Origin of the sequence: Streptomyces sp. NPDC046821 (assembly GCF_040645335.1) — a bacterium.
Taxonomy (GTDB): domain Bacteria; phylum Actinomycetota; class Actinomycetes; order Streptomycetales; family Streptomycetaceae; genus Streptomyces.
Map to the genome: position 1 here is coordinate 125,654 of NZ_JBEYYB010000001.1, position 23,012 is coordinate 148,665.

General features: G+C 70.6%; 23 protein-coding genes. 6 read left to right on the forward strand and 17 right to left on the reverse strand.

Translation table 11 applies throughout. From position 1 onward, the window contains the following. Nucleotides 1-15: 15 nt before the first annotated feature. The 4 genes from ABZ893_RS00615 to ABZ893_RS00630 form a co-directional block, all read right to left on the reverse strand. The gene (locus ABZ893_RS00615) at nt 16-951 is read right to left on the reverse strand and encodes a transposase family protein (protein WP_361394501.1); all 936 of its coding nucleotides are present in this window, start codon (nt 949-951) and stop codon (nt 16-18) included. A gap of 84 nt (nt 952-1,035) precedes the next feature. Beyond that, complete coding sequence (locus ABZ893_RS00620) at nt 1,036-1,662, reverse strand: SDR family oxidoreductase (RefSeq protein WP_361394504.1); 627 nt, start codon at nt 1,660-1,662, stop codon at nt 1,036-1,038. A gap of 167 nt (nt 1,663-1,829) precedes the next feature. Next, complete coding sequence (locus tag ABZ893_RS00625; protein WP_361394507.1) at nt 1,830-2,666, reverse strand: enoyl-CoA hydratase/isomerase family protein; 837 nt, start codon at nt 2,664-2,666, stop codon at nt 1,830-1,832. Beyond that, nucleotides 2,663-4,096, reverse strand: coding sequence for an MFS transporter (locus ABZ893_RS00630; protein ID WP_361394510.1), 1,434 nt, complete (start codon nt 4,094-4,096; stop codon nt 2,663-2,665). Before ABZ893_RS00630 ends, ABZ893_RS00625 begins: the two co-directional genes overlap by 4 nt. A 220-nt stretch (nt 4,097-4,316) precedes the next feature. Here ABZ893_RS00630 and ABZ893_RS00635 point away from each other — a divergent pair, with 220 nt between their 5' ends. Then, a complete protein-coding gene (locus tag ABZ893_RS00635) occupies nt 4,317-7,088 on the forward strand; it encodes an AAA family ATPase (RefSeq protein WP_361394513.1) in 2,772 nt (923 codons plus the stop codon). 54 nt (nt 7,089-7,142) lie between these two features. On the opposite strand, the gene ABZ893_RS00640 is transcribed toward ABZ893_RS00635, so the two are convergent. From ABZ893_RS00640 to ABZ893_RS00650, 3 genes are all read right to left on the reverse strand, one after another. Then, nucleotides 7,143-7,799 carry an isochorismatase family cysteine hydrolase gene (locus ABZ893_RS00640; protein WP_361394516.1) on the reverse strand — a complete coding sequence of 219 codons (657 nt, stop codon included), beginning with the start codon at nt 7,797-7,799 and terminating at the stop codon, nt 7,143-7,145. Then, nucleotides 7,796-8,374 carry a hypothetical protein gene (locus ABZ893_RS00645; protein ID WP_361394519.1) on the reverse strand — a complete coding sequence of 193 codons (579 nt, stop codon included), beginning with the start codon at nt 8,372-8,374 and terminating at the stop codon, nt 7,796-7,798. The genes ABZ893_RS00640 and ABZ893_RS00645 overlap by 4 nt, the downstream gene beginning before the upstream one ends. 205 nt (nt 8,375-8,579) lie before the next feature. After that, nucleotides 8,580-8,714: a hypothetical protein gene (locus tag ABZ893_RS00650; protein WP_361394522.1), complete on the reverse strand. Its 135-nt coding sequence runs from the start codon at nt 8,712-8,714 to the stop codon at nt 8,580-8,582. Between the two features lie 27 nt (nt 8,715-8,741). On the opposite strand from ABZ893_RS00650, the gene ABZ893_RS00655 reads away from it, so the two are divergent. Next, entirely contained in the window at nt 8,742-8,951 is a 210-nt protein-coding gene (locus ABZ893_RS00655; RefSeq protein ID WP_361394524.1) for a hypothetical protein, read from the forward strand. Nucleotides 8,952-8,988: 37 nt separating this feature from the next. Continuing rightward, nucleotides 8,989-9,798, forward strand: a complete 810-nt coding sequence (locus ABZ893_RS00660; protein ID WP_361394527.1) for an enoyl-CoA hydratase/isomerase family protein — start codon at nt 8,989-8,991, stop codon at nt 9,796-9,798. Nucleotides 9,799-9,854: 56 nt separating this feature from the next. On the opposite strand, the gene ABZ893_RS00665 is transcribed toward ABZ893_RS00660, so the two are convergent. The 4 genes from ABZ893_RS00665 to ABZ893_RS00680 all read right to left on the reverse strand — a co-directional run bounded on the left by ABZ893_RS00665 (nt 9,855) and on the right by ABZ893_RS00680 (nt 11,911). Beyond that, nucleotides 9,855-9,992 (reverse strand): hypothetical protein, encoded by a 138-nt coding sequence (locus tag ABZ893_RS00665; protein ID WP_361394530.1) that lies wholly within the window; start codon nt 9,990-9,992, stop codon nt 9,855-9,857. Between the two features lie 189 nt (nt 9,993-10,181). Beyond that, the gene (locus ABZ893_RS00670; protein ID WP_361394533.1) at nt 10,182-10,502 is read right to left on the reverse strand and encodes an antibiotic biosynthesis monooxygenase; all 321 of its coding nucleotides are present in this window, start codon (nt 10,500-10,502) and stop codon (nt 10,182-10,184) included. Nucleotides 10,503-10,524: 22 nt separating this feature from the next. Next, nucleotides 10,525-11,115 carry a VOC family protein gene (locus tag ABZ893_RS00675; protein WP_361394536.1) on the reverse strand — a complete coding sequence of 197 codons (591 nt, stop codon included), beginning with the start codon at nt 11,113-11,115 and terminating at the stop codon, nt 10,525-10,527. 103 nt (nt 11,116-11,218) lie between these two features. Next, complete coding sequence (locus ABZ893_RS00680) at nt 11,219-11,911, reverse strand: type 1 glutamine amidotransferase domain-containing protein (RefSeq protein ID WP_361394540.1); 693 nt, start codon at nt 11,909-11,911, stop codon at nt 11,219-11,221. Nucleotides 11,912-12,532: 621 nt separating this feature from the next. Between ABZ893_RS00680 and ABZ893_RS00685 the strand changes: the two genes are divergently transcribed. Then, nucleotides 12,533-13,849 (forward strand): epoxide hydrolase family protein, encoded by a 1,317-nt coding sequence (locus tag ABZ893_RS00685; protein WP_361394542.1) that lies wholly within the window; start codon nt 12,533-12,535, stop codon nt 13,847-13,849. 240 nt (nt 13,850-14,089) lie between these two features. Here the strand turns inward: ABZ893_RS00685 and ABZ893_RS00690 are convergent, their stop codons facing one another. Next, nucleotides 14,090-16,855 carry a BREX system ATP-binding domain-containing protein gene (locus ABZ893_RS00690; protein ID WP_361394545.1) on the reverse strand — a complete coding sequence of 922 codons (2,766 nt, stop codon included), beginning with the start codon at nt 16,853-16,855 and terminating at the stop codon, nt 14,090-14,092. Between the two features lie 176 nt (nt 16,856-17,031). Between ABZ893_RS00690 and ABZ893_RS00695 the strand changes: the two genes are divergently transcribed. Beyond that, nucleotides 17,032-18,063, forward strand: a complete 1,032-nt coding sequence (locus ABZ893_RS00695; protein WP_361394548.1) for an alpha/beta hydrolase — start codon at nt 17,032-17,034, stop codon at nt 18,061-18,063. 202 nt (nt 18,064-18,265) lie between these two features. Here ABZ893_RS00695 and ABZ893_RS00700 read toward each other — a convergent pair whose 3' ends face one another. Next, a complete protein-coding gene (locus tag ABZ893_RS00700; protein ID WP_361394551.1) occupies nt 18,266-18,859 on the reverse strand; it encodes a GPP34 family phosphoprotein in 594 nt (197 codons plus the stop codon). Between the two features lie 313 nt (nt 18,860-19,172). Continuing rightward, entirely contained in the window at nt 19,173-20,213 is a 1,041-nt protein-coding gene (locus tag ABZ893_RS00705) for an alpha/beta hydrolase (RefSeq protein WP_361394554.1), read from the reverse strand. Between the two features lie 296 nt (nt 20,214-20,509). Between ABZ893_RS00705 and ABZ893_RS00710 the strand changes: the two genes are divergently transcribed. Then, a complete protein-coding gene (locus ABZ893_RS00710) occupies nt 20,510-20,647 on the forward strand; it encodes a hypothetical protein (RefSeq protein WP_361394557.1) in 138 nt (45 codons plus the stop codon). A gap of 89 nt (nt 20,648-20,736) precedes the next feature. Here ABZ893_RS00710 and ABZ893_RS00715 read toward each other — a convergent pair whose 3' ends face one another. The 3 genes from ABZ893_RS00715 to ABZ893_RS00725 form a co-directional block, all read right to left on the reverse strand. Then, nucleotides 20,737-21,015 (reverse strand): hypothetical protein, encoded by a 279-nt coding sequence (locus ABZ893_RS00715; RefSeq protein ID WP_361394560.1) that lies wholly within the window; start codon nt 21,013-21,015, stop codon nt 20,737-20,739. A gap of 256 nt (nt 21,016-21,271) precedes the next feature. Then, nucleotides 21,272-22,423, reverse strand: coding sequence for a PP2C family protein-serine/threonine phosphatase (locus ABZ893_RS00720; protein ID WP_361394563.1), 1,152 nt, complete (start codon nt 22,421-22,423; stop codon nt 21,272-21,274). Between the two features lie 14 nt (nt 22,424-22,437). Beyond that, on the reverse strand, nt 22,438-22,989 hold the full coding sequence (locus ABZ893_RS00725; protein ID WP_361394566.1) for an aldo/keto reductase: 552 nt from the start codon (nt 22,987-22,989) through the stop codon (nt 22,438-22,440). Nucleotides 22,990-23,012: the final 23 nt, after the last annotated feature.

A 23,012-nucleotide genomic window follows, 5' to 3' on the forward strand; every position in this document is an offset into this window, starting at 1 on the left:
GGAGGGCCGCTGTGTTCACCTTCGCGTACCGCTCGCCGTCGTGGCAGCTTGCTGGTGGGAGAGTAGTCCGGCGACGGCTTGGATGATGTCGCTCATGTGCTCGCGGCGGCCGTGGTGGCAGGCGAGGGACCGCCAGTTCTTCAGATGGCCGATCCCGTGCTCGACCCGGATACGCCGTGAGGAGTGGGCCTTACGCTGACGTTCATGCATCTCCTCGTACCACTCGGGCGGGTTCTTCTTGAACTTGCGGTGTGGTGGCGTCACCACACGGCCGCCTGTCTGGGCACCCAGTCCCTGGTAGCCGGCGTCGGCCATGATCTCTACGGCTGGGCCGTCGGCCAGGAGCTTGACCAGGCCCAGCTTCCGGGCGTGCGTGATATCCGCGGTACTGGCCGGCTCGGCCGGACTGCAGAACAGCAGCCGCCCTGCGGCGTCCGTGACGACCACGGACTTCACGGCGTTCTGCTTGTTCTTCCCAGAGGTGAACTTCTCCCGGTCCTTGCGCCCGGCGGCGGGGCGGCGCACCCGGACCTCGGTGCCGTCGATGATTCCGGTGCGTCCTTCGGAGCCTGGGTAGTCGATGACGTCGGCGAGGCCGCGAAGCCGCTGGCCGGGGGCGACGGTGCAGCCGCGTTCGGCCAGCAGGGGCCGTATTTCACCAATCGCACGCGTGATGGTGGAGCGGTCGACGTTGAACCAGCAGGCCAGCACGTCGTGTGTGGCGCCGTGCCGCAGGTGCACCAAGGTGGCCAACAGTCGGTCCGCGAAGACCAGTTTATGTTTGGCGCCGGCGCCCACGGCTCTGCGCCGAGGTCGCGCCGCGAGTGTCGTCTGGTGGCGCTCGTGCCACAACGGGCCGATCTCTGCGACGAGTTCGGCGATCACTTCGGGCGTGAGCCCGGCGATCCGCCGGCTACGGATGATCGCTGCACGGGCCCGATTCCCCACCACACGGATCATGATCAACGATCAAGGTGTCGACGCGCCACCGCCAACCATGCACGAGCTCGTTAGGCCTCGACGGATTCCACAGCCTCAACGGACGTCGTCGGCGTACCAGATGGTGCCGGTGCGGCCGGGCGAGGACTCCAGATACAGCACGCCCTCGACCGCGTCGCCGAACCCTGAGCCGCCGTCGTGCCGCGCCCTAGCGGGCACTACGGCGTTGACGCGGACGTCGTAGTCGGCGTATTCGGCGGCCGCCGCCCTGGTGGCCGCGGTCAGACCACCGACGGCCAGCGAAGTCAGCACTCCGTGCGCGCTGCCCGCCTCCGCCGGGGCGGTCACGACGTTGACGACGTGACCGCCGTACCGGACGGCCAACTCGCTGATCGCCCGGTGTGCCAGCCGGATCAACCCGGCCAGCGTGCCGTCGAAGACAGCGAGAGAGGCCGGGGTGTAGTCGGTGAACGGTTTTGCCGTGCCGACACTCGCGGTGCCCACGACCGTGTCGATGCGGCCGAACCGGTCGAGCGCTGCGTCCACGACAAGGTCGGCCGTGTCGCGTTCGGCGACGCCGCCCTCGATGGCGAGTACTCCCGGGTCGTCGGCCGGCCCGATCGTCGGAGCGCTGGCCACGACCGACCAGCCTCGCGCCCGGTAGGCGGCCACCAGCCCGGCGCCGACGTTCCCGCGGGCATCGGCGACGATGGCGACCTTCATGGGTACTCCAATCGCGGGTGGCGCTCACCTGACGATCCCCGACCGGGCCCGCCGCTTCGCACTCGTGACCGCGTCCGGCCCTGGTTGATGCCAGGGCGGGCCGCCGGCCGTCGGCTGCCGCGGTCGAGCATGGCCGGTGGAGGCAGGTGGAGGTGGGGGCCGCCAGGTCAGTCCGCCTGCTGCCGCAGCGTCCCGATCGTCGTTCCGAGGTCGGTCTCCACGCCGTCCGGCTGCTGAAGTCCGTGCTGGAAGAGCAGCTTGGCGAACCCCGCGTTCTCCGGGCGCCCCGCCGTGGCGAAGAACGCCCGCAGCCCGGCCGCGAATTCGTCGTCGGCCGGCATGGTGGCGACGTCGACCAGCTCCTTGATACCGGTCAGGGCCTCCTTGTCGAAGGCAGCGATCCGGCGGGCGAAGGCGTCGGTGACGTCCGCGATCTCGGCGTCCGGAACCACCCGGTTCACGTAGCCGTACTCCGCGGCCAGGGCGGCCGGGATGTCATCGCCGCCGAGCAGGATCTCCAACGCGCGGCCCCGGCCGGCCAGTCGGCCGAGCCGCGCCATCGGGCCGCCGCCGGGGACGGCCCCGACGCCTATCTCGAACTGACCCAGGACCGCCTTCTCCGACGCGAAACGGATGTCGGTGGCGAGCACGAACTCACTGCCCGCGCCCCGGGTGCGCCCGCGGATCTCCGAGATCGTGGCCACGGGCAGCCTGCTGAGCCGGATGAAGTTGTCGACGTAGGGGTTCAGGCCGGTCGGGCCGGGCGCCATCCCCGCCACCCGGGCGTTGTCGGCCAGGAAGTCCCAGTGGGCCATGAAGTAACCCGGCTTGTCGCTGCGGAACACGACCACGGTCAGGTCCGGGTCCTGCTCGACGCGGTCGATGAGCGCGCCGAGCTGGTCGACGGTGTCCGGGTCCAACAGATTGACCGGGCCGTTGTCGAACGTCACCCGCCAGTAGGTCGGCGAGACCCGGTCGACGTGGAACTGCTCTGCGGTACTCATGACTTCGACTCCTGAGTGTGGGTGACGTCGGTGCGGCGGGACTCTTCCGATGACGACGGCTCCGGGGCAGGCCCGCCGGTCGCGGCGTCGACGCGGGCGCCGAAGCCCGGACACAGCGCCGTCATGTGGTCGCGGACCGGTCCGGACCGTCCCGCCGGGAGCGGGAGCGGGAGCGGGGCCCGGGCCGGGGCCGAGGTCGGTCTGACGAGGACGCGGGCGGCGGCCACGAACCCGATGCCGATGCCCAGCGCGAAGATCAGCAGCGTCACGCGCGGGCCGAGATGCTGTTCGAGGAGCCCGGCGCCGACCACCGGCAGCGACACGCCCAGGTAGCCGGCGGTGAAGAAGGCGGCCAGTGTGCCGGCCCGGTCCTCCGGGCCGGTGATGGAGATCGCCACGCTCAGGCTGCCGCGCAGGACCGCGCCTTGGCCGGCGCCCGCGACCAGGCTGGAGACCAGGAAAAGCGCCAGTCTCGGCGGCGACGTCCAGACCGACGCCACCAGCAGGCACAGGCCCGCGAGGACCAGGACGATGCCCACGGCCACCAGGTGGTGCGCCGACCAGTGGGTGGTCGTGGTCTGCACCAGGACCCCCGCGCCGAACGTCAGGAAGATCGCCAGGCCGGTCAGCGCGGGGTTGGAGTGGTGGAAGGACGCGGCGAGCAGCGTCCCGGTCAGCCCGGCGAACAACCCGCCGACCGCGAACGACGCGAACGCCCCGGTGACGGCCGCCATGAACGGCCCGCGGGCGTGCGCCGGCGCGGAGATCCGTTGCGGACGGTACTTCGGCCGCGGGTGGACGGCCGCGCGGGTTTCCGGCGTCAGGCCCACCATGGCGAGCGCGGCCAGGAGGAGGACAAGAAAGATGATGAACGGGAGGGTGAGCCCGTGCACGGTGTAACGGGCGATGAGCCCCGCGATCAGCGGGCCGCAGGCCAGGCCGCCGACGTTCGCAGCGGTGCTCACGATCCCGGCCCGCCGGCTAGGGATTCCGTCCGGGCCGGCGTCCAGGTCCGCGATGAAGGCGGTGGCCGTGGCGACGACGCCGCCGACCGCCAGGCCTGTGAGGACCCGCGCGACGAGCAGGCCCGGAAGCGAAGTCCAGGTCAGGAAGACCACTGCGGCGGCGACTGCCACGGCGACAGCCGGCAGCAGTACCGCCCGCCGGCCGTACAGGTCCGACAGATGCCCCGCGAGCAGCAGGCTGATCACGATGCCCGCCGCATAGACCGCGTAGACGACCGTGATCGTGAGCGGCGAAAGATGATCACGGCGATCGTAGAGGGCGTAGAGGCTGCTCGGCACGGTCGAGAACGCGCTGACGGCCAGAAAGGCGAAGGCCACCGCCCACCGGGCCGAGTGCCGGGACAGCTGGAGGAACGACCGGCCGGACGGTGACCGGGACCCATCGGTGACGTGGTGAACTGCCATCTTTCGATGGTCGGCGCCACGCGCGGCGCGTCGCACCCGGGCAAACGACTGGTCGAGCACCCGGGCCCCCGGCGTACCGGGACGCGGACATGCCGCCGCGCAGTCGCTTCCGCCTCCACCGGCTCGCCCTGACAAGTCCAGGGTCCTGCACCAGTGGGTTCATCGGCGCCCCCGGCCTTCCACGGCGGGACAGTCGAGTGGAATCAACGGGAGGTAGGGCATGTGCAGTAACGACCCTTGGCCGGCACTGCTCGGACGGCAGGACGAATGTCGCACCTTGAGCCGTCTCTTGGCGTCCGTCCAGTGCGGCCACAGCCAGGTCCTGGTACTGCGCGGCGAGGCCGGGATCGGGAAGACAGCTCTGCTGGAGTTCCTGGTGGGCCGGGCCGCGGGCTGCCGAGTGGCCAGGGTGGCCGGGGTCGAGTCGGAGCTGGAGCTCGCCCACGCCGGCCTGTACCAGCTGTGCAGCCCTTTTTCAGACCGGATGGGGAGCCTGCCGGGCCCCCAGCGGGCGGCGCTCGACACGGCGTTCGGGCGGCGGCCGGGCAACCCGCCGGACCGCTTTCTGCTGGGCCTGGCGGTGCTGTCACTGCTCTCCGAAGTGGCCGAGGAGCAGCCGCTGATCTGCGTGGTCGACGACGCCCAATGGCTGGACCAGGCAACAGCGCAGACGCTGGCATTCGTGGCCCGGCAGCTCGCCGCGCAACCGATGGGGCTGGTCTTCGCGGTGCGGACGACCGACGGGGAATCGCAGCTGGCCGACCTGCCCGGGCTCGAAGTGCGCGGTCTGGGCGTCGACGACGCGGCCACACTGCTGACCAGCGCGATGCCCGCGACCCTCGATCTGCGGGTACGCAACCGCGTCCTCGCCGAATCCAACGGCAATCCGCTGGCCCTGCTGGAGCTGCCGCGGGCGCTGACGGCGGCGGAGGTCGCGTTCGGCGCCGACCCGCGGTCGGGCGGAGCCGCCGCCAGGTCGACGGCCAGTCGCCTCGGGCACGGCTTCGTCCGCCAGTTGGAGACACTTGCCGACCTGCCCCGGCGCGTCCTGCTGCTCGCGGCCGCGGAACCCGTCGGGGACATTCCGCTGTTCCTGCGCGCCGCCCGGCGCCTGGGTATCAAGGCCGACGCAGTAGCCGCCGCCGAATCCGCGGGCCTGATCGAGCTCCGTGACCATGTCCGGTTCCGGCATCCGCTGGTCCGCCCGGCGCTCTACCGATCGGCGACAGCGGCGGAACGGCGGACAGTGCACCGGGCGCTGGCCGACGCGACCGACCCGGATCTCGACCCGGACCGCCACGCCTGGCACCGGGCCGGCGCCGCGCTGGGTCCGGACGAGGACATCGCGGCCGACCTCGAGCACTCCGCCGACCGCGCCGCCGCCCTCGGCGGGCTCGCGGCCGAGGCCGCCTTCCTGGAAGTGGCAGCGAGGCTGACGGCCGACCCGACGCACCGGGCTCGGCGCTCGCTCGCCGCCGCCCGGGCCAAGGCGACCGCGGGCGCGTTCAACGCCGCGTTGGTTCTGCTGGCGGGCGCGGAAGCCGGACCGCTAGACGAAGCCGGGCAGGCTCGTCTTGCTCTGCTGCGGGCGCAGATCTCCCACAATTCCAGCCATGGGAACCGGGCTCTGCCCGGTCTGCTGGCCGCGGCCCGCCGGCTCGAGCCGCTGGACGCGAAGCTGGCCCAGGACACCTACTTCGACGCGCTGGCCGCCGCGCTGTTCTCCGGACGCCTGGCCTCCGGTCCCGCCTCGGGGATGCGCCAGGTGGCCCACGCGGCCCGGACGGCGCCCCGGTCGGAGCCGCCCGGCAAGGCCGACCAGCTCCTGGACGGGATGTCCGTGCTGTACACCGACGGGTACGCGGCATCGGCACCGTTGCTGCGCGATGCCGTGCGGGCCTTCGGCCGCGAGGACATCACCCGCGAGGAGGCGTTCCGGAGCGTCTGGGTCGCGGCCGTGGCCGCCCTCGACCTCTGGGACGACGTGCACTGGGGCGTGCTGAGCCAGCGGCATCTGGAAGTCGTCCGCCAGGCCGGGGCGGTCAGCCTGTTGCCCGTCGCGCTCGCCACCCGCGCCCTCTACGACATCCACAGCGGTGATCTGGCCGCGGCCGCGGCCCTGGTCGCGGAGAGCGAGTGGGTGGCCGACGTGACCGGCGGCGAGAACGTCCTGACACCGATGCCGGCGGCGTGGTTGGCGGCTCTGAGAGGGCACGAGAAGGAGGCCGAGCAACTGATCCGGACCACCTTGGACGCCGCCGTCGGCGTGGGTCAGGGAGGCGCGTTGAGCATGATGTACTCCGCGCGCGCCACCCTGTACAACAGCCTCGGCCGCTACGAGGAGGCCTTGGCCTCGGCACGGACGGCGGCCGCCGATCCGCTGGAGCCGGGTGCCACCAAGTGGGCGATGGCCGAGCTCGTCGAGGCGGCTGTACGCAGTGGCGCCCTCGAGGACGCCGCCGACGGCTTCGAGCAGTTGTCCGCCATGACCCGGGCGAGCGGTACCGAACTGGCGCTCGGCGTCGAGGCGGCCCGAGGCGCGCTGTTGCACGACGACGACAAGGCCGAGGACCTCTACCAGGAGGCGTTGGAGCGGCTCGGCCGAACCACGATCCGGGTCGAGCTCGCCCGCGCGCGTCTCCTCTACGGGGAATGGCTGCGCAGACGGGGCCGTCGGGTCGATGCCCGGGCGGAACTCCGTACGGCTCACGAGAGCTTCACCGCGATGGGGTTGGAGGCGTTCGCCGACCGCGCTCGACGGGAACTCTCGGCCACCGGCGAGAAGGTCAGCAGACGCACGATGGAGGCCCAGGTCGACCTGACGCCGCAGGAAACCTACATCGCCCGGCTGGCCGCGGCCGGGTTGAGCAACTTGGAGATCGGCGCCGAGCTGTACCTCAGCCCGCGAACCGTCGAGTGGCACCTGCGCAAGATCTTCACCAAGAAGGGGGTCCGCAGCCGGCGCCATCTGCGGCGACTCGTCGACCAGTAGCGACGTTTCGGAAGACTGCACGGGGCGGTCCCGGCCAGCGTCTGGCCGGCGTTGTCAGCGGTCGGTGCCGGGCGTGGAGCGGGCCGGAGGAGTGGACAAGGCCTCGACGATCTCGCGTGTGGTGACGACCGCGCTGGCGTATCTCGGCAGGTTGACCACGAGCGCGGCGTGCATCTCATCGTCGGTGAAGCTGGCCGTCGCGTCTTTGACGACCGTGACGTCGTACCCCAACTCGGCGGCGAAACGCGCCGTCGCCTCGACACAGGTGTTCGCGACCAGACCGATGATGATCACGCGGTGGATGCCATGGGCCTTCAGCTGCTGATCCAGATCGGTGTTCGCGAAGCCACTGGAGCACCAGTGTTCGTGGGCGACGATGTCACCCGGCTGCGGTTCGAACTCCTCGCGGATCTCGCCGCCGAACTTGCCGTACTCGAAGCCCTTGGAGCGCCAGGTCGCCTTCTGGATCGGCGCGATGTACTTCCAGGTCTCGTAGTCACCGGGCCGGTAGCGGTGATGCAGCGCGTAGAAGACGCGCACACCGGCATCGCGCGAGGCGTCGATGACTTCCCGCATGTGGGGCACGCAGTTGTTGGCTTCGGCCACTCCTTTCAGACGGTCCCAGAACAGCCCGCCCTCGGAGATGAAGTCGTTGTAGGGGTCGACCACGACAAGAGCCGTGATCCCGGCGTCGTAGGACAACGAGGTCATGATCGCTCCGATCCGGCCCGGGCCCGCGCGTGCCTTTCGATGCTCTTGGCGAATCCTGGCGTCTCCTCGCGGTTGTGCGCCTCGGAATTGGGCCGCCGGGCGGTCCGGAAGGTATCGAAGTCGAGTCCTTGTCCAGCCAGGAAGTCGAGCATCTCCGGCGGCGCGGAGCTGCGGAAGCGGTTCGTGAACTGGCAGGTCCGATCGTCGATCCGGGTGACCTTCAGTTCCCAGGTCACGTCGATCTTCGTCCGGCCGGTCGAGGTGAACAGGTCCGAGTGCGACACGAGCCGGAGGTGATCGGGCTCGGCGATGTCCTCGACGTAGTGCTGGACGATGATGGTGCCGCCGACCACTTCGACGTTGATCGACATCCGGCGGCCGTCCGGCGCCGTCGTCGAGCCGGCCGCGTAGTGCGCGTGTGAGCAGGCCTGATAGTCGGCGTCGGCGAGCGAGAAGCACCACGCGGGGATGTCGACCTGCTCGATCGGCGCGTCGATCGTGGCTGTGCAGCTCGTGTCCACCAAGGTCGTGTCGTCGGTGGCGGCGGCCACGGACTCGTCCGTCGTGAGGGACATGCCGGCCTCCTTTCAGGTTCTTTGATGTCACGCAAACTATTCGTCCGGGCCACGAGTCGCGCCCGTCGAAAACCCTGGCCGCCGGATCGGTGATCGCGGTCCAGGGAAATCGACCGGGGCGATGGACCCGGCGGACGCGGGACTGTGGCGGTAGATCAGTGCAGCCCGAAGACGCACTCGGCTGCCGGAGGGCGACGCTGCCCGACTACGCCGTCCAGACCTCCATCGACAACCTGCCCGTCCTGGCGATCGGCGGCATGGAGAGCCAGGCGGACGGGCCGGCAAAGGCGATGAGGGCGCGGCGTCGCACGTCCAGGAATTCGTCCGTCCGGTCGGCCACCGGGTGATGGAACAGGCACCCGACTCCATGCTGGACGCGCTGACCGAGTTTCCTCGCGCCGTACCGGAAGGAGAAACACAAGGGTTCACTGGCCGCCGCGCACGGCTGGCGGACACCGAAGCGGTCGCCCTTGGCGACGCGGGTGACGTCAAGGATCGCGCCGCGGTACTCGGTCGCGTCGTGGTCGCTGCGACCGCGATCGACCTCGGATCACGCCTGTGCCGCTCGCACGCCTGATCCGGTCCATTCACCAGCCCAGGGCAGAGGAGATCCCATGAATTTCGAGACACTCACCGAACGTCAGGAAGGGGCCGTCCGCTTTGTGGAGATCGCGGCCCCGCCGATAAACCTGCTGGGACCCGAACTGATCCGCGATCTGGTATCGGTCATTCAGCGAGCCGAGGCCGACGACGGCACCCAGGTGCTCGTGTTCACGAGTGCGGACCCTGACTATTTCATCTCGCACGTGGACGTGATCCGGGTGGCCGACGGCCAGGCGGAGGCGGCGAAACTGACCGGCGAACCGTCCATCTCCATGGTCTTCCGCCACCTGAGCACCAGCCGTCTGGTGACCATCGCGCAGATCGAGGGCCGGGTGCGCGGTGTCGGCAGCGAGTTCGTGCTGGCGTGCGACATGCGGTTCGCCGCGCGGGAGTCAGCCGTCTTCGGCCAGTTCGAGCCCGCGTTCGGGGTGATTCCCGGGGGTGGCGCCGCGCAGCATCTCACGCGTCTGATGGGCCGGGGGCGGGCGCTGGAGGTGATGCTGAGCGCGCAGGACTACGACGCGGACCTCGCCGAACGGTACGGCTGGATCAATCGGGCGCTGCCGGCCGACACGATCGGGGAGTTCGTCAGTGCGCTCGCTCATCGGATCGCCGGATTCCCGGCCACCGGTCAGGTCGTCGTGAAAAACCGGGTCAACGCGATCGCGCTCGCGCCCGCCGACGAATTCCGTCGCGACGCCGAACTCTTCGTGGAGGGTGTCGGCACCCCCGAAGTACAGGGCCGGATCCAGGCGGCGCTGAAGGACGGTCTCCAGACCAGGGAACCGGAAATAGACCTGGCTGCGTTCTTGACGAGGTGAAGGCCGGCCGGTTCCGTCAGGATCCAGCCGGCAGTCGCGTGCCGTCGTCGTCGATGTCACAAGGCAAAAAACGGCTGTCCGCCGTCGATGTCGTAGGTGGCCGCGGTGAGCAAGGTGTTGGCCATGATGTGGCCGGCGAGAACGGCGACGTCCTCGGAACCGACGACGCGGCTGATCGGCAGGTTCGCCCGCAACTCGACGCGGCGCGCGTCGAGTTGGTCTCCGGGCAGCCTTGCCGACAGGGCGCCGACGTAGCCCGGCCGCGGTGAACACCGGAAGCGCCGTGGTCGCAGCCAAGGCTATTCCCAGGCTTCTGCTGGTTCGGCGCCCATGGTGTGGAAACTTCCTCCTTGGCCGTGTCGGTGTCGTGCCGACCGGCGCGCCTAGGCCCCCGACGGGAGGGCGCCTTTCCGGGGGTCTCCCGCCGGGTGGGGTGTCAGGACCTGGACGTCGAGCTCACGTGTGAGTTTTCCGTCCAGCGCCGCCAGCAGTCCGGTGAGGGCGGGGCGTTTCGCGTGTTCCGCCTGGGCCTGCGCCGACTCGTACTTCTCGATCATCATCAGGCGGTCGTCGCCTTCGAGCAGTGCGTAGAACTCGACCCCCGGCTCCTCGTGGACCTGGAGGATCGCCTTCTCCACGGCGCTGACCACCTCGGCCCGGTGCTCCGGTCCGGGGAAGATGGTGACGATCACAACGACGCTCATATCCGGTTCCATCCTTCTCGGGTCACTGCGGCAGTTCGGAGCCGGCCTGTTCGGCGGCGATGTACTTGGCGTACCAGTCCGGCCAGTTCGGGTCGGCCGCGCCGATCCGCTTCTCGTGTTCGCCGTGAGCCGTCGCCGCACGCTGCATCGCCTTCGACAGGTCGTCCACGGAGTGGAACGACGTCATGCCGGTGTCGATCCGCCCTGGCAGCCGTGTCGTGATCTCTTGCAGGATCCACGTGTTGCCGTCCGGGTCGTTGAACTGTGCGCGTGAGCGGTAGGTCCGGCGCTCGGGGTCCAGGCCGGGGGTCAGGCCGTCCGCGCCGAGGTGGAAGAACTCGCCTACCTCGACGCCTGCGGCGACGAGTGCGTCGCTGGCGGCGACGATGTCGGACACCACCAGGTATCCCTTGGCCGAGCCCGGCGCCGCGTCCGTCAGCGTCTTGCCGAACTGGATCGAGGCCGCTGACCCGGGCGGCGTGATCTGCACGACGCCGGGCGGTGTGACGTCCAGCCGCCAGCCCAGCCGGGCGGTATAGAACTCCTTCGCGCGCTCGACATCAGCGACCGGGATGATGAGGACTTCCACCTTCATGTCGATGTCCATGACCATGACGGACTCCTTGTGTGTGTCGGCAGCGCTGTTGAACGACGGGCAGGGCCGGAAAGTCACCGTTCGCAGGACCACGCGGTGAGCGGCATCGCCGAGGGGCCGCTTACGGGAGCACCTCCAGCAGTCGTTCCGCGAGAGCGGCTGCCGACGCCGGGTTCTGCCCGGTGTACAGATTGCGGTCCACCACCGTGAACGGCTTCCACATCTCGCCCCGGACGAACTCCACGCCCAGCTCCTTCAGTTCGTCCTCCAGGAGCCACCGCGCCCGGGAGGCCAGGCCGACGGCGTCCTCCTCGTCATTGGTGAACGCCGTGACCCGGTAGCCGGCGAACGGGGACACGCCGTGGATCCGGGTGGCCAGCAGAGCGGCCGGGGCGTGACAGACCACGGCGAGCGGCTTGCCGGAGGCGAGCGCGGCGGTCAGCAGCCGGCCGGCGTCCGCGTCGCCGCACAAGTCCTCCATGGGGCCGTGGCCGCCAGGGAAGTAAACGGCGTCGTAGTCCTCCAGCCGGGCGTCCGCCAGCTGGATCGGACGCCGGATCTCCTCGGCGGAACGGATGACCGCCTCCAGATCGAGGGCGATCCGAGCGCTGCCCGCCATCTCCGGCCTCAGGCTCATCATGTCCACCATCGGCGTGACACCGCCCGGTGTCGCGACCACGACCTGGTGGCCGGCCTCCGTGACCGCCTTGTAGGGGGCTGCGAACTCCTCGGCCCAATAGCCCGTCGCGTACCGGGTGCCGTCTTTGAGAGTCCAGTACGTCGCTCCGGTCAGAACGAACAGGATCTTCGCCATCGTCGATCACTCCTGACTTCCGGGATCGGGAACCGATGCCTCCACAGTCGCCCAGATCGCGCTCCGAAGACCCAGGCAGACTCACTGGTTCACGAAGGTCGGGGGTCCCGGGCCGCTTCGCTCAGGCTGTGGCGGTGCGGACCATCTGGCCGGGGCGGACTGAACCTTCGCTCCTATGTCCCGGGTCCCGGTTCATACGCGGCGCCCGGGACATGTGGGCATCTTCCGAATACGGCAGAAGGGGCGGGACGCACCAACGGCGCGCTGTCCGGGCTCGATGCGGGGCCGGTCGTCGCCCTTGTCGATGCTGCGGACGCCGCCTGGGACGCGTTGGAGTGGGCGGCCGCCGAAGCCGCCTGGCGGGGGCCGAGTTGCGGATCGCCGTGCCGGCCCGTCGTGTTCCGCCCGGTCGGGTGACCGATGCCGGATCCGCGGTGTCTCGATGCCGCCGCGGCGCAGGCCCGTGCGACGGTGTTCCACGCGCGGCCTGGGGTGGTGGGACTGGGACACCCGCGGCCCCCGTCCGCCCAGGGCGGCGGCCAGGGAGGATGCCTGGGGCGTCGTTCCGGAAACGCGCTGAGACTGACGGCATCACGTCAACTTCGGCCCAGGGAGGGGAAGATGCTCCGCAGAACAGACTTCAGCCGCCGCCGTTTCCTAGGCACTGCGACAGCGACAGCGGCCGCCGCCCAGCTCGCCGCCGGGACCTCGGCGAGAGCGGCTTCCAGAGAAGGTCGCAGGCTTGGCGACACCGCCGTGCGGCCGTTCCGCGTACGCGTCCCGGGCAGGGACCTGTCGGACCTGCGCCGCCGCATCGCGGAAACCCGCTGGCCGGACCGGGAGACGGTCTCCGACACCACGCAGGGTGTACCGCTCGCGCTGATGCGGGACGTCGCGGGCTACTGGGGCAAGGCGTACGACTGGCGGAAGGCGGAGGCCGTACTCAATGCCCTGCCGCAGTTCCTGACCGCGATCGACGGTCTGGACGTCCACTTCCTCCACATCCGCTCCCGGCACCCGCACGCCCTCCCTCTGATCGTGACGCACGGCTGGCCCGGCTCGGTGATCGAGCAGCTGAAGATCATCAAGCCGCTCACCGACCCCACCACGCACGGCGGGACCGCGGCGGACGCCTTCCACCTGGTGATCCCCTCGGTCCCCGGGTACGGGTTCTCCGAGCGGCCGACCGAGACCGGATGGGGCCCGGAACGGGTCGCGAAGGCCTGGGTGGCGCTGATGAAGCGCCTGGGCTACGACCGGTTCGCGGCCGCCGGAGGCGACATCGGCGCCATCATCAACCTCGCGATGGCCCACCAGGCACCGCCGGAACTGCTCGGCATCCACACCAACCTGCCCGGCACCGTCCCCCCGGACATCGCCCGGGCCATGCTGGTCGGCGACCCGGCGCCGGCGGGCCTGTCGCCCGATGAGCGCAGGGCGTACGAGAACCTCGCCGACCAGAGCGCCAAGCACCTCGGGTACTACGGCGAGATGGCCACCCGCCCGCAGACGCTGTACGGCCTGGCGGACTCCCCGGTCGCCCTTGCGTCCTGGCTGCTCGACCACGGCGACCACGACGACCAACCGGCCGCGGCGATCATCTCCGCACTGCGCGGCACGCACGAGAACCTCACGCGCGACGACGTCCTCGACAACATCACGCACTACTGGCTGACCAACACCGGGGTGTCGGCGAACCGCTTCTACTGGGAGAACAAGACCCGGGTCACCAACGCCGCCGACGTCTCCATTCCGGCCGCGGTGAGCGTCTTTCCCGGCGAGATCTACCAGGCGCCGCGCAGTTGGACGGAACGGGCCTACCACCGACTCGTCTACTTCAACACCGTCGCGAAGGGCGGCCACTTCGCCGCGTGGGAGCAGCCGGAACTCTACGCCGCCGAACTCCGGGCGGGTCTCCGCACGCTGCGGCAGGGCTGACGGGCGGGCGGGCCGGGTGGGATCGTCCCGCCCGGCCCGCCGCCAGTGGTGCCGGCGTAGCCCGCCAGGCGTTCTGGCGAAGCTCCCCGCTCACATAGCCGTACGCGGCCGCCGTCTCGGCCGTCAGTTCGTCGCCTCCGAGCGGGATCTCCAGCGCCCGCTCGGAGGCGAACCGGATGTCGGTGGCCGGCACAAGCTCGCTACGCGCTCATGCGCCCACGGTCACGCCGGTACCCGGGGTTACGCCAGGACATTGTCGAGTACGTGGCGAAGCTCGCGGCGCGAGCTGATCTGGAGCTTGGCGTAGATGTTCCGCAGGTGCCACTCGACCGTGCGGGCGCTGATGAACAGCTGCGTGCCGATCTCCGGGTTGCTCCGACCTTGGCGCGCGAGGCGGGCGATGAGCATCTCCTGTCCGGTGAGCGCGCTGCCGGCCACGGCCGCCGCTGCCTGGACGCGTTCGCCGTTGGCCTGCAGCTCGCGCCGGGCACGCTCGGCGAAGGCTCCGACGCCGATCGCGGCCAGCAAGTCGTGGGCCTCCTGCAGGTGCGTACGGGCGGCGGTGCGGCGGCCCTGGCGGCGCAGCCACTCGCCGTACAGCAGGTGCGCGCGGCCCAGATCGGGCCGGTAGTTGGTGCGGGAGAGGCGTTCGATGGCCTCGCGGTAGAGCTGGTCTGCGCTTTCGCCGTCGCTGAGGAGCGCGCGGGAGCGGGCCTCGATGCCGAGGCCGAAGTCGGTACCACCGGCCCGGGTGGAGTGCGCGAGGGTGGTCATGGCCTCGGTCGCGAGCGAGGGGTCTCCGCTGCGTACCGCCGCCTCGATCAGCTCGGGCAGTGCCCAGAGGGAGACGTAGAGCGCGCCGAGGGCGTCCTCTCCGGCCTTCCTGGCCGCTTCCAGTGCTTCGGTGTAGCGGCTGAGCCCGTTGTAGAGGATCGCGGTGACCCAGTTGGCGTACCCGACGGTGAGGCCTTGTCCCCCGGCGGTCGCCGCGGTGATCGTGGCCTCGATCAAGGGGAGCGCGGCGGCTTCGTCGCCGCGGATGGCGGGCAGCATCAGCGCGGCGAACGGCGGCGCGCGGGTGCCGGTGGCCTCGGCCACGGTGTCGGCCTCGGTGATGAGCCCCGCCGATGCGGCCAGGTCCCCGGCCCACGTGGTCGTGGCGCCGAGCCCGACCAGCACGACGGGGAGCAGGTCGAGGGCCCCGGCCGCGCGGACCACCGCGGCCTGCCGCTCCACCAGCGCGCGCCAGGCGTCCATGTCCCACAGGGAGATGGCGGCGGACTGCGCGTACGACCCCAGCCGCATGTGGTCGGCGGGGTCGACGTCTGCGGCGGAGAAAGCGTCGACCGCAGCCCGCAGCCTGTCTTTGGCGGCCACCGTCCCGTCGGTGACCAGCAACGTAAGGGCGTCCAGCACGAGTTCGGCCCGGCCCGGCCGCGACGACCAGGGCAGCTCGCGGGCGGTCCGGCATACCTCCAGCAGGTTGCCCACCCCCGCCAGGCGGCCGGCGAACACCGCCGCGACCCACGCGGTCAGATAGGTCTCGCGGGCCAGGTCGAGGTCGAGCGCCTCCAGCCGGCGAGCGGCCTTGAGCAGCAGCGGGGGCGCGTCGTCGCCCATCCCCGAGAAGAAGGCGACCTGCCCGCGCAGGAGGTCGGCCCGGGCGCCCTGCAGATCGTCCGACAGCCCTTTCTCCGCTTCGGCCAGCAGTTGCAGGACCTGGTCGTACGCACCGGCCCGCAGGCCGGCCCGGGCCGCGGCGAGGATCCGCTCGGTGCGCCGGGCGGGTTCGGCGGTCAGCACCACGGCCCGCTCCAGGAACGCCGCAGCCGCGGCCGGCCCGCCGCGGGCCTGCGCCCGGTCCGCCGAGCGCTCCAACTCGGCGGCGATGTACTCGTCCGGCCCGTCCGCGGCCTGGGCCCGGTGCCACGCCCGCCTGTCCGGGTCGGCGTCCGCGTCGGTCGCCTCGGCCAGCGCAAGGTGGGCTGCCCAGCGGTCTGCGAGCGCGGCCGAGCGGTAGGCGGCCGAGCGCAGCAGCGGATGCCGGAACCAGACGCGCGCGCCGAACTCCGCCAGCCCGGCGGCGACCGCGGGCCGCGCCGCCGACAGCGGGATGTGTATGTGCCGGGCGGCCCGCCACACCAGCGCCGTATCACCGGACGGATCGGCCGCCGCCAGCAGCAGGAGCCGTCGCGTGTCCTCGGGCAGCGCCTGGAGCCGGCGGGTGAAGCTCGCCTCGATCCTGGCCGACAGCGACACCGCGTCCGTCAGCCCGTACCCGCCCGCGAGCCGGGGCCGGGGCAGGCCGCGCAGCAATTCGAGCAGCGCGAGCGGATTGCCGCCTGTCTCCATCAGGATCTGGTCCCGTACCCGCTCGTCCATCGGCCCGGGGAGGGCCGACCCCAGCAGCGCCCGGGCATCCTCCCGCGGCAGGCCGGGGACGACCATCTCCGGCAGACCCGCCAGCTCCTCCCCGGTGGTGCGGGTCCCGAACACCAACCCGATCGGCTCCGCGGCCAGGCGCCGGGCCACGAACCCGAGCGCCTGCGCCGAAGCCCGGTCGATCCACTGCTGGTCGTCGATCACGCACAGCAGGGGCCGCCGCTCCGCCGCCTCCGACAGCAGGCCGAGCACAGCCAGCCCGATCAGGAAGCGGTCAGGCACCGGCCCCGCGTCCATGCCGAACGCCACCCGCAGCGCGTTCGTCTGCGGGGCGGGCAGGCCGTCGAGGCGGTCGAACATGGGGGCGCAGAGCTGGTGCAGACCGGCGAAGGGAAGCTCCATCTCCGTCTGTACGCCGGTGACCCGGACGACCTGGCAGCCCTCCGCCCGCTCCGCGAGGAAGTCCAGAAGCGCCGTCTTGCCGATCCCCGGATCGCCGCGCACCACCAGGACCTGGCTGCCGCCGGCCGCGATGGCGTCCACCAGCCGCAGCAGCACGGCGCGCTCGTCGTGCCGGCCCAGCAGTACGGCAGCTCCACCGGTACGCCACGGACCCTCAGCCATCAGGACCCCCACCCCACACCCCCGCTGGTCCGCCCAGGCGGAACGGGAGGACGACTTCCCGATCTTGCCACGTGGTCCCCGGCCGGGGCCAGGGCGCGGGCCAGGGTGCGTCCCGGGGGTGCCGGGCACCCCTCCCGCGCGATGGTGGGACCAGTCATCCTTCGAAGGAGGTTCCCATGAGTCCATCGTCGGTCCCGGAGAGCAGCGACTGGGCCGGGCTGTCGCGACGCACCCTGGTCGGCAGTGCGGCTGGCGTCGCGGCCTCGCTGGCCGTCGGGCCGGCGACGCCCGCCGCCGCGGCAACGGGTCCGCGGGGCCCCGGTTCGGTGTCCGGAGTGCCGCGCCTCCCGGCCGGGTTCACCCGCACCTTCAAGAGCGTCCTCGTCGATACGGGCGCTGTACGCCTGCACGCGGTGGTCGGTGGCTCCGGCCCCGCACTCCTGCTGATCCACGGCTGGCCGGAGAACTGGTACGCCTGGCGCCTGGTGATGCCGGAACTGGCCCGGCACTTCCGGGTCGTCGCCGTCGACCAGCGCGGCATGGGGATCTCCGGCAAGCCGGCCGACGGGTACGACACGGGCACACTGGCCGGCGACCTGGTCGCGCTCATGGACGCCCTCGGCCACCAGCGGTTCTCCGTGGTCGGCCACGACACCGGCATGGTGATCGCCTACGCGCTGGCCGCGGACCACCGCGACCGGGTCGACCGGCTGGCCGTCGCGGAGACCACGCTCCCGGGCGTCGTGCAGGGGCCGCTGCTGTTCGTCGACGCGCCGACCAATGACGTCATCTGGCACATCCCGTTCAACCGGATCCACACGACCAACGAACTGCTGGTCCGCGACCGGGAGGACATCTTCTTCGGTTTCGAGTTCGCGCACCGGACCGTGAAGCCGATGCCGGACTACGTCCTGGACTATTACATCGGCGGCTTCGCCGCGAGCCGGGACGCGCTGCGCGGCAGCTTCGAGTTCTACCGGGCGATCGACGCCACCACCGCGCAGAACAAGGAGCGCGCCAAGCAGATGCTGACGCTGCCGGTGCTGGCGATCGCCGGCGGCATGAGCTCCAAGGACACGGTGTTCAAGACGATGTCCGCCGCCGCATCCGATGTACAGAGCCTGATCGTCCCCGACTGCGGGCACTTCGTCGCCGAGGAGAAGCCGGACGCGCTGCTGGCCGGGCTGCTCCCGTTCCTCGCCCCGTGACCAGGACGGACAATCAGGCCCCGCCGAGCCGGGCGTCGATGCCGGAACTTCGCCCGGGGGCCGAACTCGACGAGCCCCGCTTCGACCCCCAGTAATCCCGTCGATGACCGCCGCCGAATGTCAGACGGACGCAGTCAGCGGCTCATGCACCTCGCCGGATGGCGACTGCGGCCGGTCGTCCGAAAGGCGCGCGGTCACCGGCTCACGCTCCGCGCCAGATGTTGTCGAACGCGGCATCCTCGACGGACCTGCGTTGGCGCTCGGCCTCCAACTCCAGCTCCGCGCCGCCGACCGCCGCCAGCACCGCCACCACCGGGTCCGACAGACCCGAGACATCGACGGCCGGCTCCTCTCCTCGCCGGAGAGCCGCGGCCAGGGCCAGGAGGACCGGTTCGCCCTCCTTCCAGCGGGCGGCCGCGACCCGGCGCGCCTCCGACTCAGCGGTCTGCGGTGGGCTGGGCATCAAGCGGTGCGGCTTGCGGGCGAGCAGGCCTTCGCCTTGCAGCACGGACACGTACTCCGCGGCCAGACCACTCCCACGACGCCACAGCCAGTCGTCCACCAGCTCGTACGGCTCCGCACGCACCAGCAGCGACACAGCCTGGCTCAGCATGTCGTCGCCGTGCGCGGCCGCGAGTCCCGGCACGATGCGCTCGCCCTGCACGGCGAGGGCTTCCATGTTCATGAGGTCGATGAGCTCCGCACCGGCGAGCGCAAGCGACAGGGCCCCCTGGTCCGCGGGAACTCCGTGTTCCCTGTCCAAGGAGATGAGCAGCAGGTCACGTGCGGTATTCATGAGCGCTCCCACTGAAGATGTCGGTAAGCGTACGAGGCCGCGTCCCAGTTCGCTCAGGAGACGCGTCGCAGTACGGGATTCGACCGGATGCCCCCCGCGTTACCGCGATTCGGCGTCTGCCGGCCCCGTGAGTGCAACGCGTAACCCGGTCTCCCGCTTCCCTGGCCCCGCGTGCCTGACAGGGCTCCCTACGGAGGTCACGAACCGTGGTCGCTAGCAGCGCCATCGAGCAGTTGTACTGGGCGCTGGTCACGCGCTGCGAGGGCCGCACCCGCCGGTGGGCGGGGGTGGCTCTCGTCGTGTCAGGCGGAGGTCACCAGCCCGCGACGTCGACGACAGCCTTGGCGAACCCCCGCGGATCCTCCTGCGGAACGTTGTGCCCGACGTCGAGCACGCGATGGTCGTACTTGCCGGTGAACATGCCGCGGTAGGCGGAGCCGTTGCCGGCCGGCGTGAACGGGTCGTAGCGACCGTCGATGGTGATCGTGGGCACGGAGATGGTCGGCGCCTGCTGGAGAACGTGCTCGTAGCGCTCGTACTCGGGCTCGCTCGGGGCCAGGCTCTGCCGCCAGCGGTAGTTGCCGATCACGATGTCGACGAAGTCGGGGTTCTCGAACGCCGCGGCTGTGCGGTCGTAGGTCTCCTGGGAGAAGTCCCACGTGGGTGAGTTGAACTTCCAGACGAACTGGCCGAAGTCGTGGCGGTACTGGGTGAGGCCGGCGACGCCGCGTTCCGTGGCGAAGTAGTACTGGTACCACCAGGCGTTCTCGGCGGCGGGCGGCAGGGGTTTGCGGTTGGCGGCCAGATTGGTGATGAGGTAGCCGGTCACCGAGACCAGGGCTTGGCAGCGGCGTGGCCACAGCGCCGCGATGATGTCTGCGGTCCGCGATCCCCAGTCGTAGCCCGCGAGAATGGCCCGCTTGATCCGGAGGGCGTTCATGAGCTCGATCGTGTCGAGCGCGAAGGCGACCTGGTCGACGTTCCGCCGGGTGTCTTCCGACCGGAACCGAGTGGTTCCGTAGCCGCGGAAGTACGGGACGATCACGCGGTAGCCCTCCCTCGCCAGCAGCGGCGCGACCTCTTCGTAGCTGTGGATGTCGTACGGGAAGCCGTGCAGCAGGAGCACCGGGCGGCCGTGCGCGGGGCCGAGTTCGACGTAACCGATGTTCAGAACCCCGGCCTCGATCTGTTTCACCGGCCCGAAGGGCCCGGCCGCGGCGGACCGCGTACCGGTCGTCCGAGGCGCACCCGGCTGCGCGGCGGCCGCGGCAGGCGTGGCGGAGCCGAGCGGAGCCAGTGCCGCGGTCCCCGCGGCCATGCTCAGGAAACGCCGTCGATCAGGATGGGAACCCATCAGTGACCTCCTCGGGTCGGGTTCGCTGGTGGTGGACCCCACCCTGCTGTCGCGGGCCGCGCGTCGCACCCGGGTACCACCCGGGTCAGCACCCGTGCGCGGGCGAGGGTCTCCGCGGGTGCCGGGTGATCGACGGGGTGGCACTGCTTTGTCATGCCCGAGGTCGAAGAGCAGCGAGCTCCCCCTCTCCGTCCCTTGGTCGGCCGAGACCCTGACGAACGGCATCGCCCCGCCACGCCTCTGGAGCTGCTGTACGACCTGAGTTCGTCGTCGCGTTCGGTACCGCTGCGGACCAGATGACCCGCTATCTGGCAGCAGGACAGATCTGCACCGCGATCGCGGGACCCCGCATCGCGGTGACCGCGGTGGTCGTGGCGTGGACCGACTACTCCTGGTTCGCGTCGGCGTTCGATGGTTCCGGACGGTCACGGTGATCGGCCACGAGACCGTCGGACACCGACACCTGGCGGATGTCTTGCGCCAGTCCTGAGCGGTCCCGGTCGGGGGGAACATGGCGACTCGCTCACTCCGGTAGTTCGGTGCCGGCTTGCTCGGCGACCATGTAAGCGGCGTACCAGTCAGGCCAGTTCGGATCAGCCTCGCCGGTGCGCTTCTCGTGCTCACCGTGGGCCCGAGCCGCCCGTTCCAGCGCGGCCTTCAAATCGTGGACCGAGGTGTAAGAGGTGACGGTCGGGTCCACCCGTCCCGGGAGCCTGGCCGTGATCTCCTGCATCACCCAGATGTTGCCGTCCGGATCGTTGAAGGTGGCGCGGCCCCGGGCGGCGTGGCGTCGAGGCGCCATCCAATGCGCTGGTAGAACTCCGTGGCGCGGTCGGTATCCGCGACGGGGATGATGACCACCTCGACCTTCTGGTCGAACGTCCCGACATCCTCTGACCGGCCTGCTGCTGCGTTCTGGGTATCCGTCGAACTCATCCTGGCGCCTTCCTCGGTGGTGGGTGGGTCTCCACCACCACGGTCGTCCACGGAACGCCGCCATGCACCAGGGTGAGGCACCGGCTGTGCCACTGGGGTGAGCCTGCCCGTGGCTGGACCCGCTACTTCGAGTCGAGTCGCTCGACCGCGACGAGTGCCGCATCGTCGCCGAGATGACCGCCCACGTACTTCTGGAGATCAGCCCGCAGATGGCCGAGCAAGGTCGGCGGGTCCTCCCCCGCCCATGCCGAGAGCCGCTCCTGCAACGGGTAGAAGGCACGGGCAGCGTCGCGTGCCTCGACGACTCCGTCCGTGTAGAGCAGCAACACATCGCCGACATCGAAGGGGAAGGTCTCCACGGTCACATCAGGAGTGACGACGTCGGACAGCCCCAACGGCGGCCCCGCATCGACAGTGTCGAGAGGGATCACCCGCCCCTGCCTGAGAAGCAGCGGTGGCGGATGTCCACAGTTCACCAGTCGTACGACCGGCTCGCGGTCGGGGATGTCCAGCACGAGAACGGTGACGAAGCCTTCGTCCACCATCTCGGCCGTCTCATCGTCATCAGGCCACTCCCCCGTCTCCCCTGCCATGCCTGCAGCGCCCTCCGCCACCGAGCCGACTCCTGCCTCCAGATGACCGACGAGTTCCGGCAGTTCCTGCACGCGGTTGGCGGTTACCCGGAATGCGCCCAGGACGAGCGATGCCTCACTGATCGCGTCGAGCCCCTTGCCTCTCGCGTCTCCGATCAGGAGCCGGGTTCCGGATGCCGTACGGGCCGCCGCATACAGGTCCCCTCCCATCTGCGCCTCCTCCTCGGCCGCCAGGTAGACCGAGGCGATACGCAAGGGCCCCGCCCTGTCGGGGAGCGGGCGCAGGACGACACTCTGGGCGGCGTGAGCGATCGAGCGCAGCCGCCGCACGGTGTTCTCGTCCCGCTCACGCAGATAGGCGAAGAACGTCACGATGATCGAGATCAGGACCAGCGCGACGACCTGGTACAGGTGGTTGAGGTCCGTGAGACTAGTCCGCGCGACCGCCACCACCGACTGCGCGACCACCGCGACCGCGCCCACGAACGCAGTCATACGCGGCCCCGCGAACGACGCGGTCAACGCCGGCGCCGCCACCAGGAACGGCCCCAGATGGACGTCGGGAGGCGCCAGAACGTCCACCAAGGTCACGACCGCGATGAGCACGAAGGGCGCGGCGATCAGCAGCCGCCCGCCACGCCGGGAGAGGTGGGGGTCGAAAGCTCGCCGGCGGTGCTCCATGGGAAAGACTTACATCACCTGAACGCACCTGTCGTGTTGACCGGCCCAAGGGCGCACCACGTCCCACTCGGGCGCCCCCGCGGGTGGAACTCAGGTCGACAATGTGCTTCCGGGACCAGCGCCGCGATGGCATCAACCTCGTCGGAACGGAGCCGGATACGACCGGCGACGAGGTTCTCCTCCAGGTGGCGGACGCCGGTCGTGCCTGGGATGGGCAGCACATGCGGACCGCGGTGCAGCTGCCAGGCCATGGCGATCTGGCACGGGGCGGCCCGGTGGGCGGCCGCGATCGGGGTGATCGCCATCGCGGTGCGGAGTTGTTCGGCGCTGACGTCGGACATCCCGATGTGGCGGATGAGGCCGCTCCGCCGCATCTCCGCGAGCGTGCCGATGATGTCCTCGAGCGGTACGTCGGTCATGGCCGGTGTGTGCGGGTAGTACAGGTCGATGTGGTCCAGGACCAGGCGGCGCGAACTCATGTGGGCCGCCTGACGGAGGTAGTTCCGGTTGCCCACCGCGCCGATGCGCTGCCGCTGTCTGGCGCAACCTGGACCCCACGACAACATAGAAGCCCAAACCAAGTTGTCCG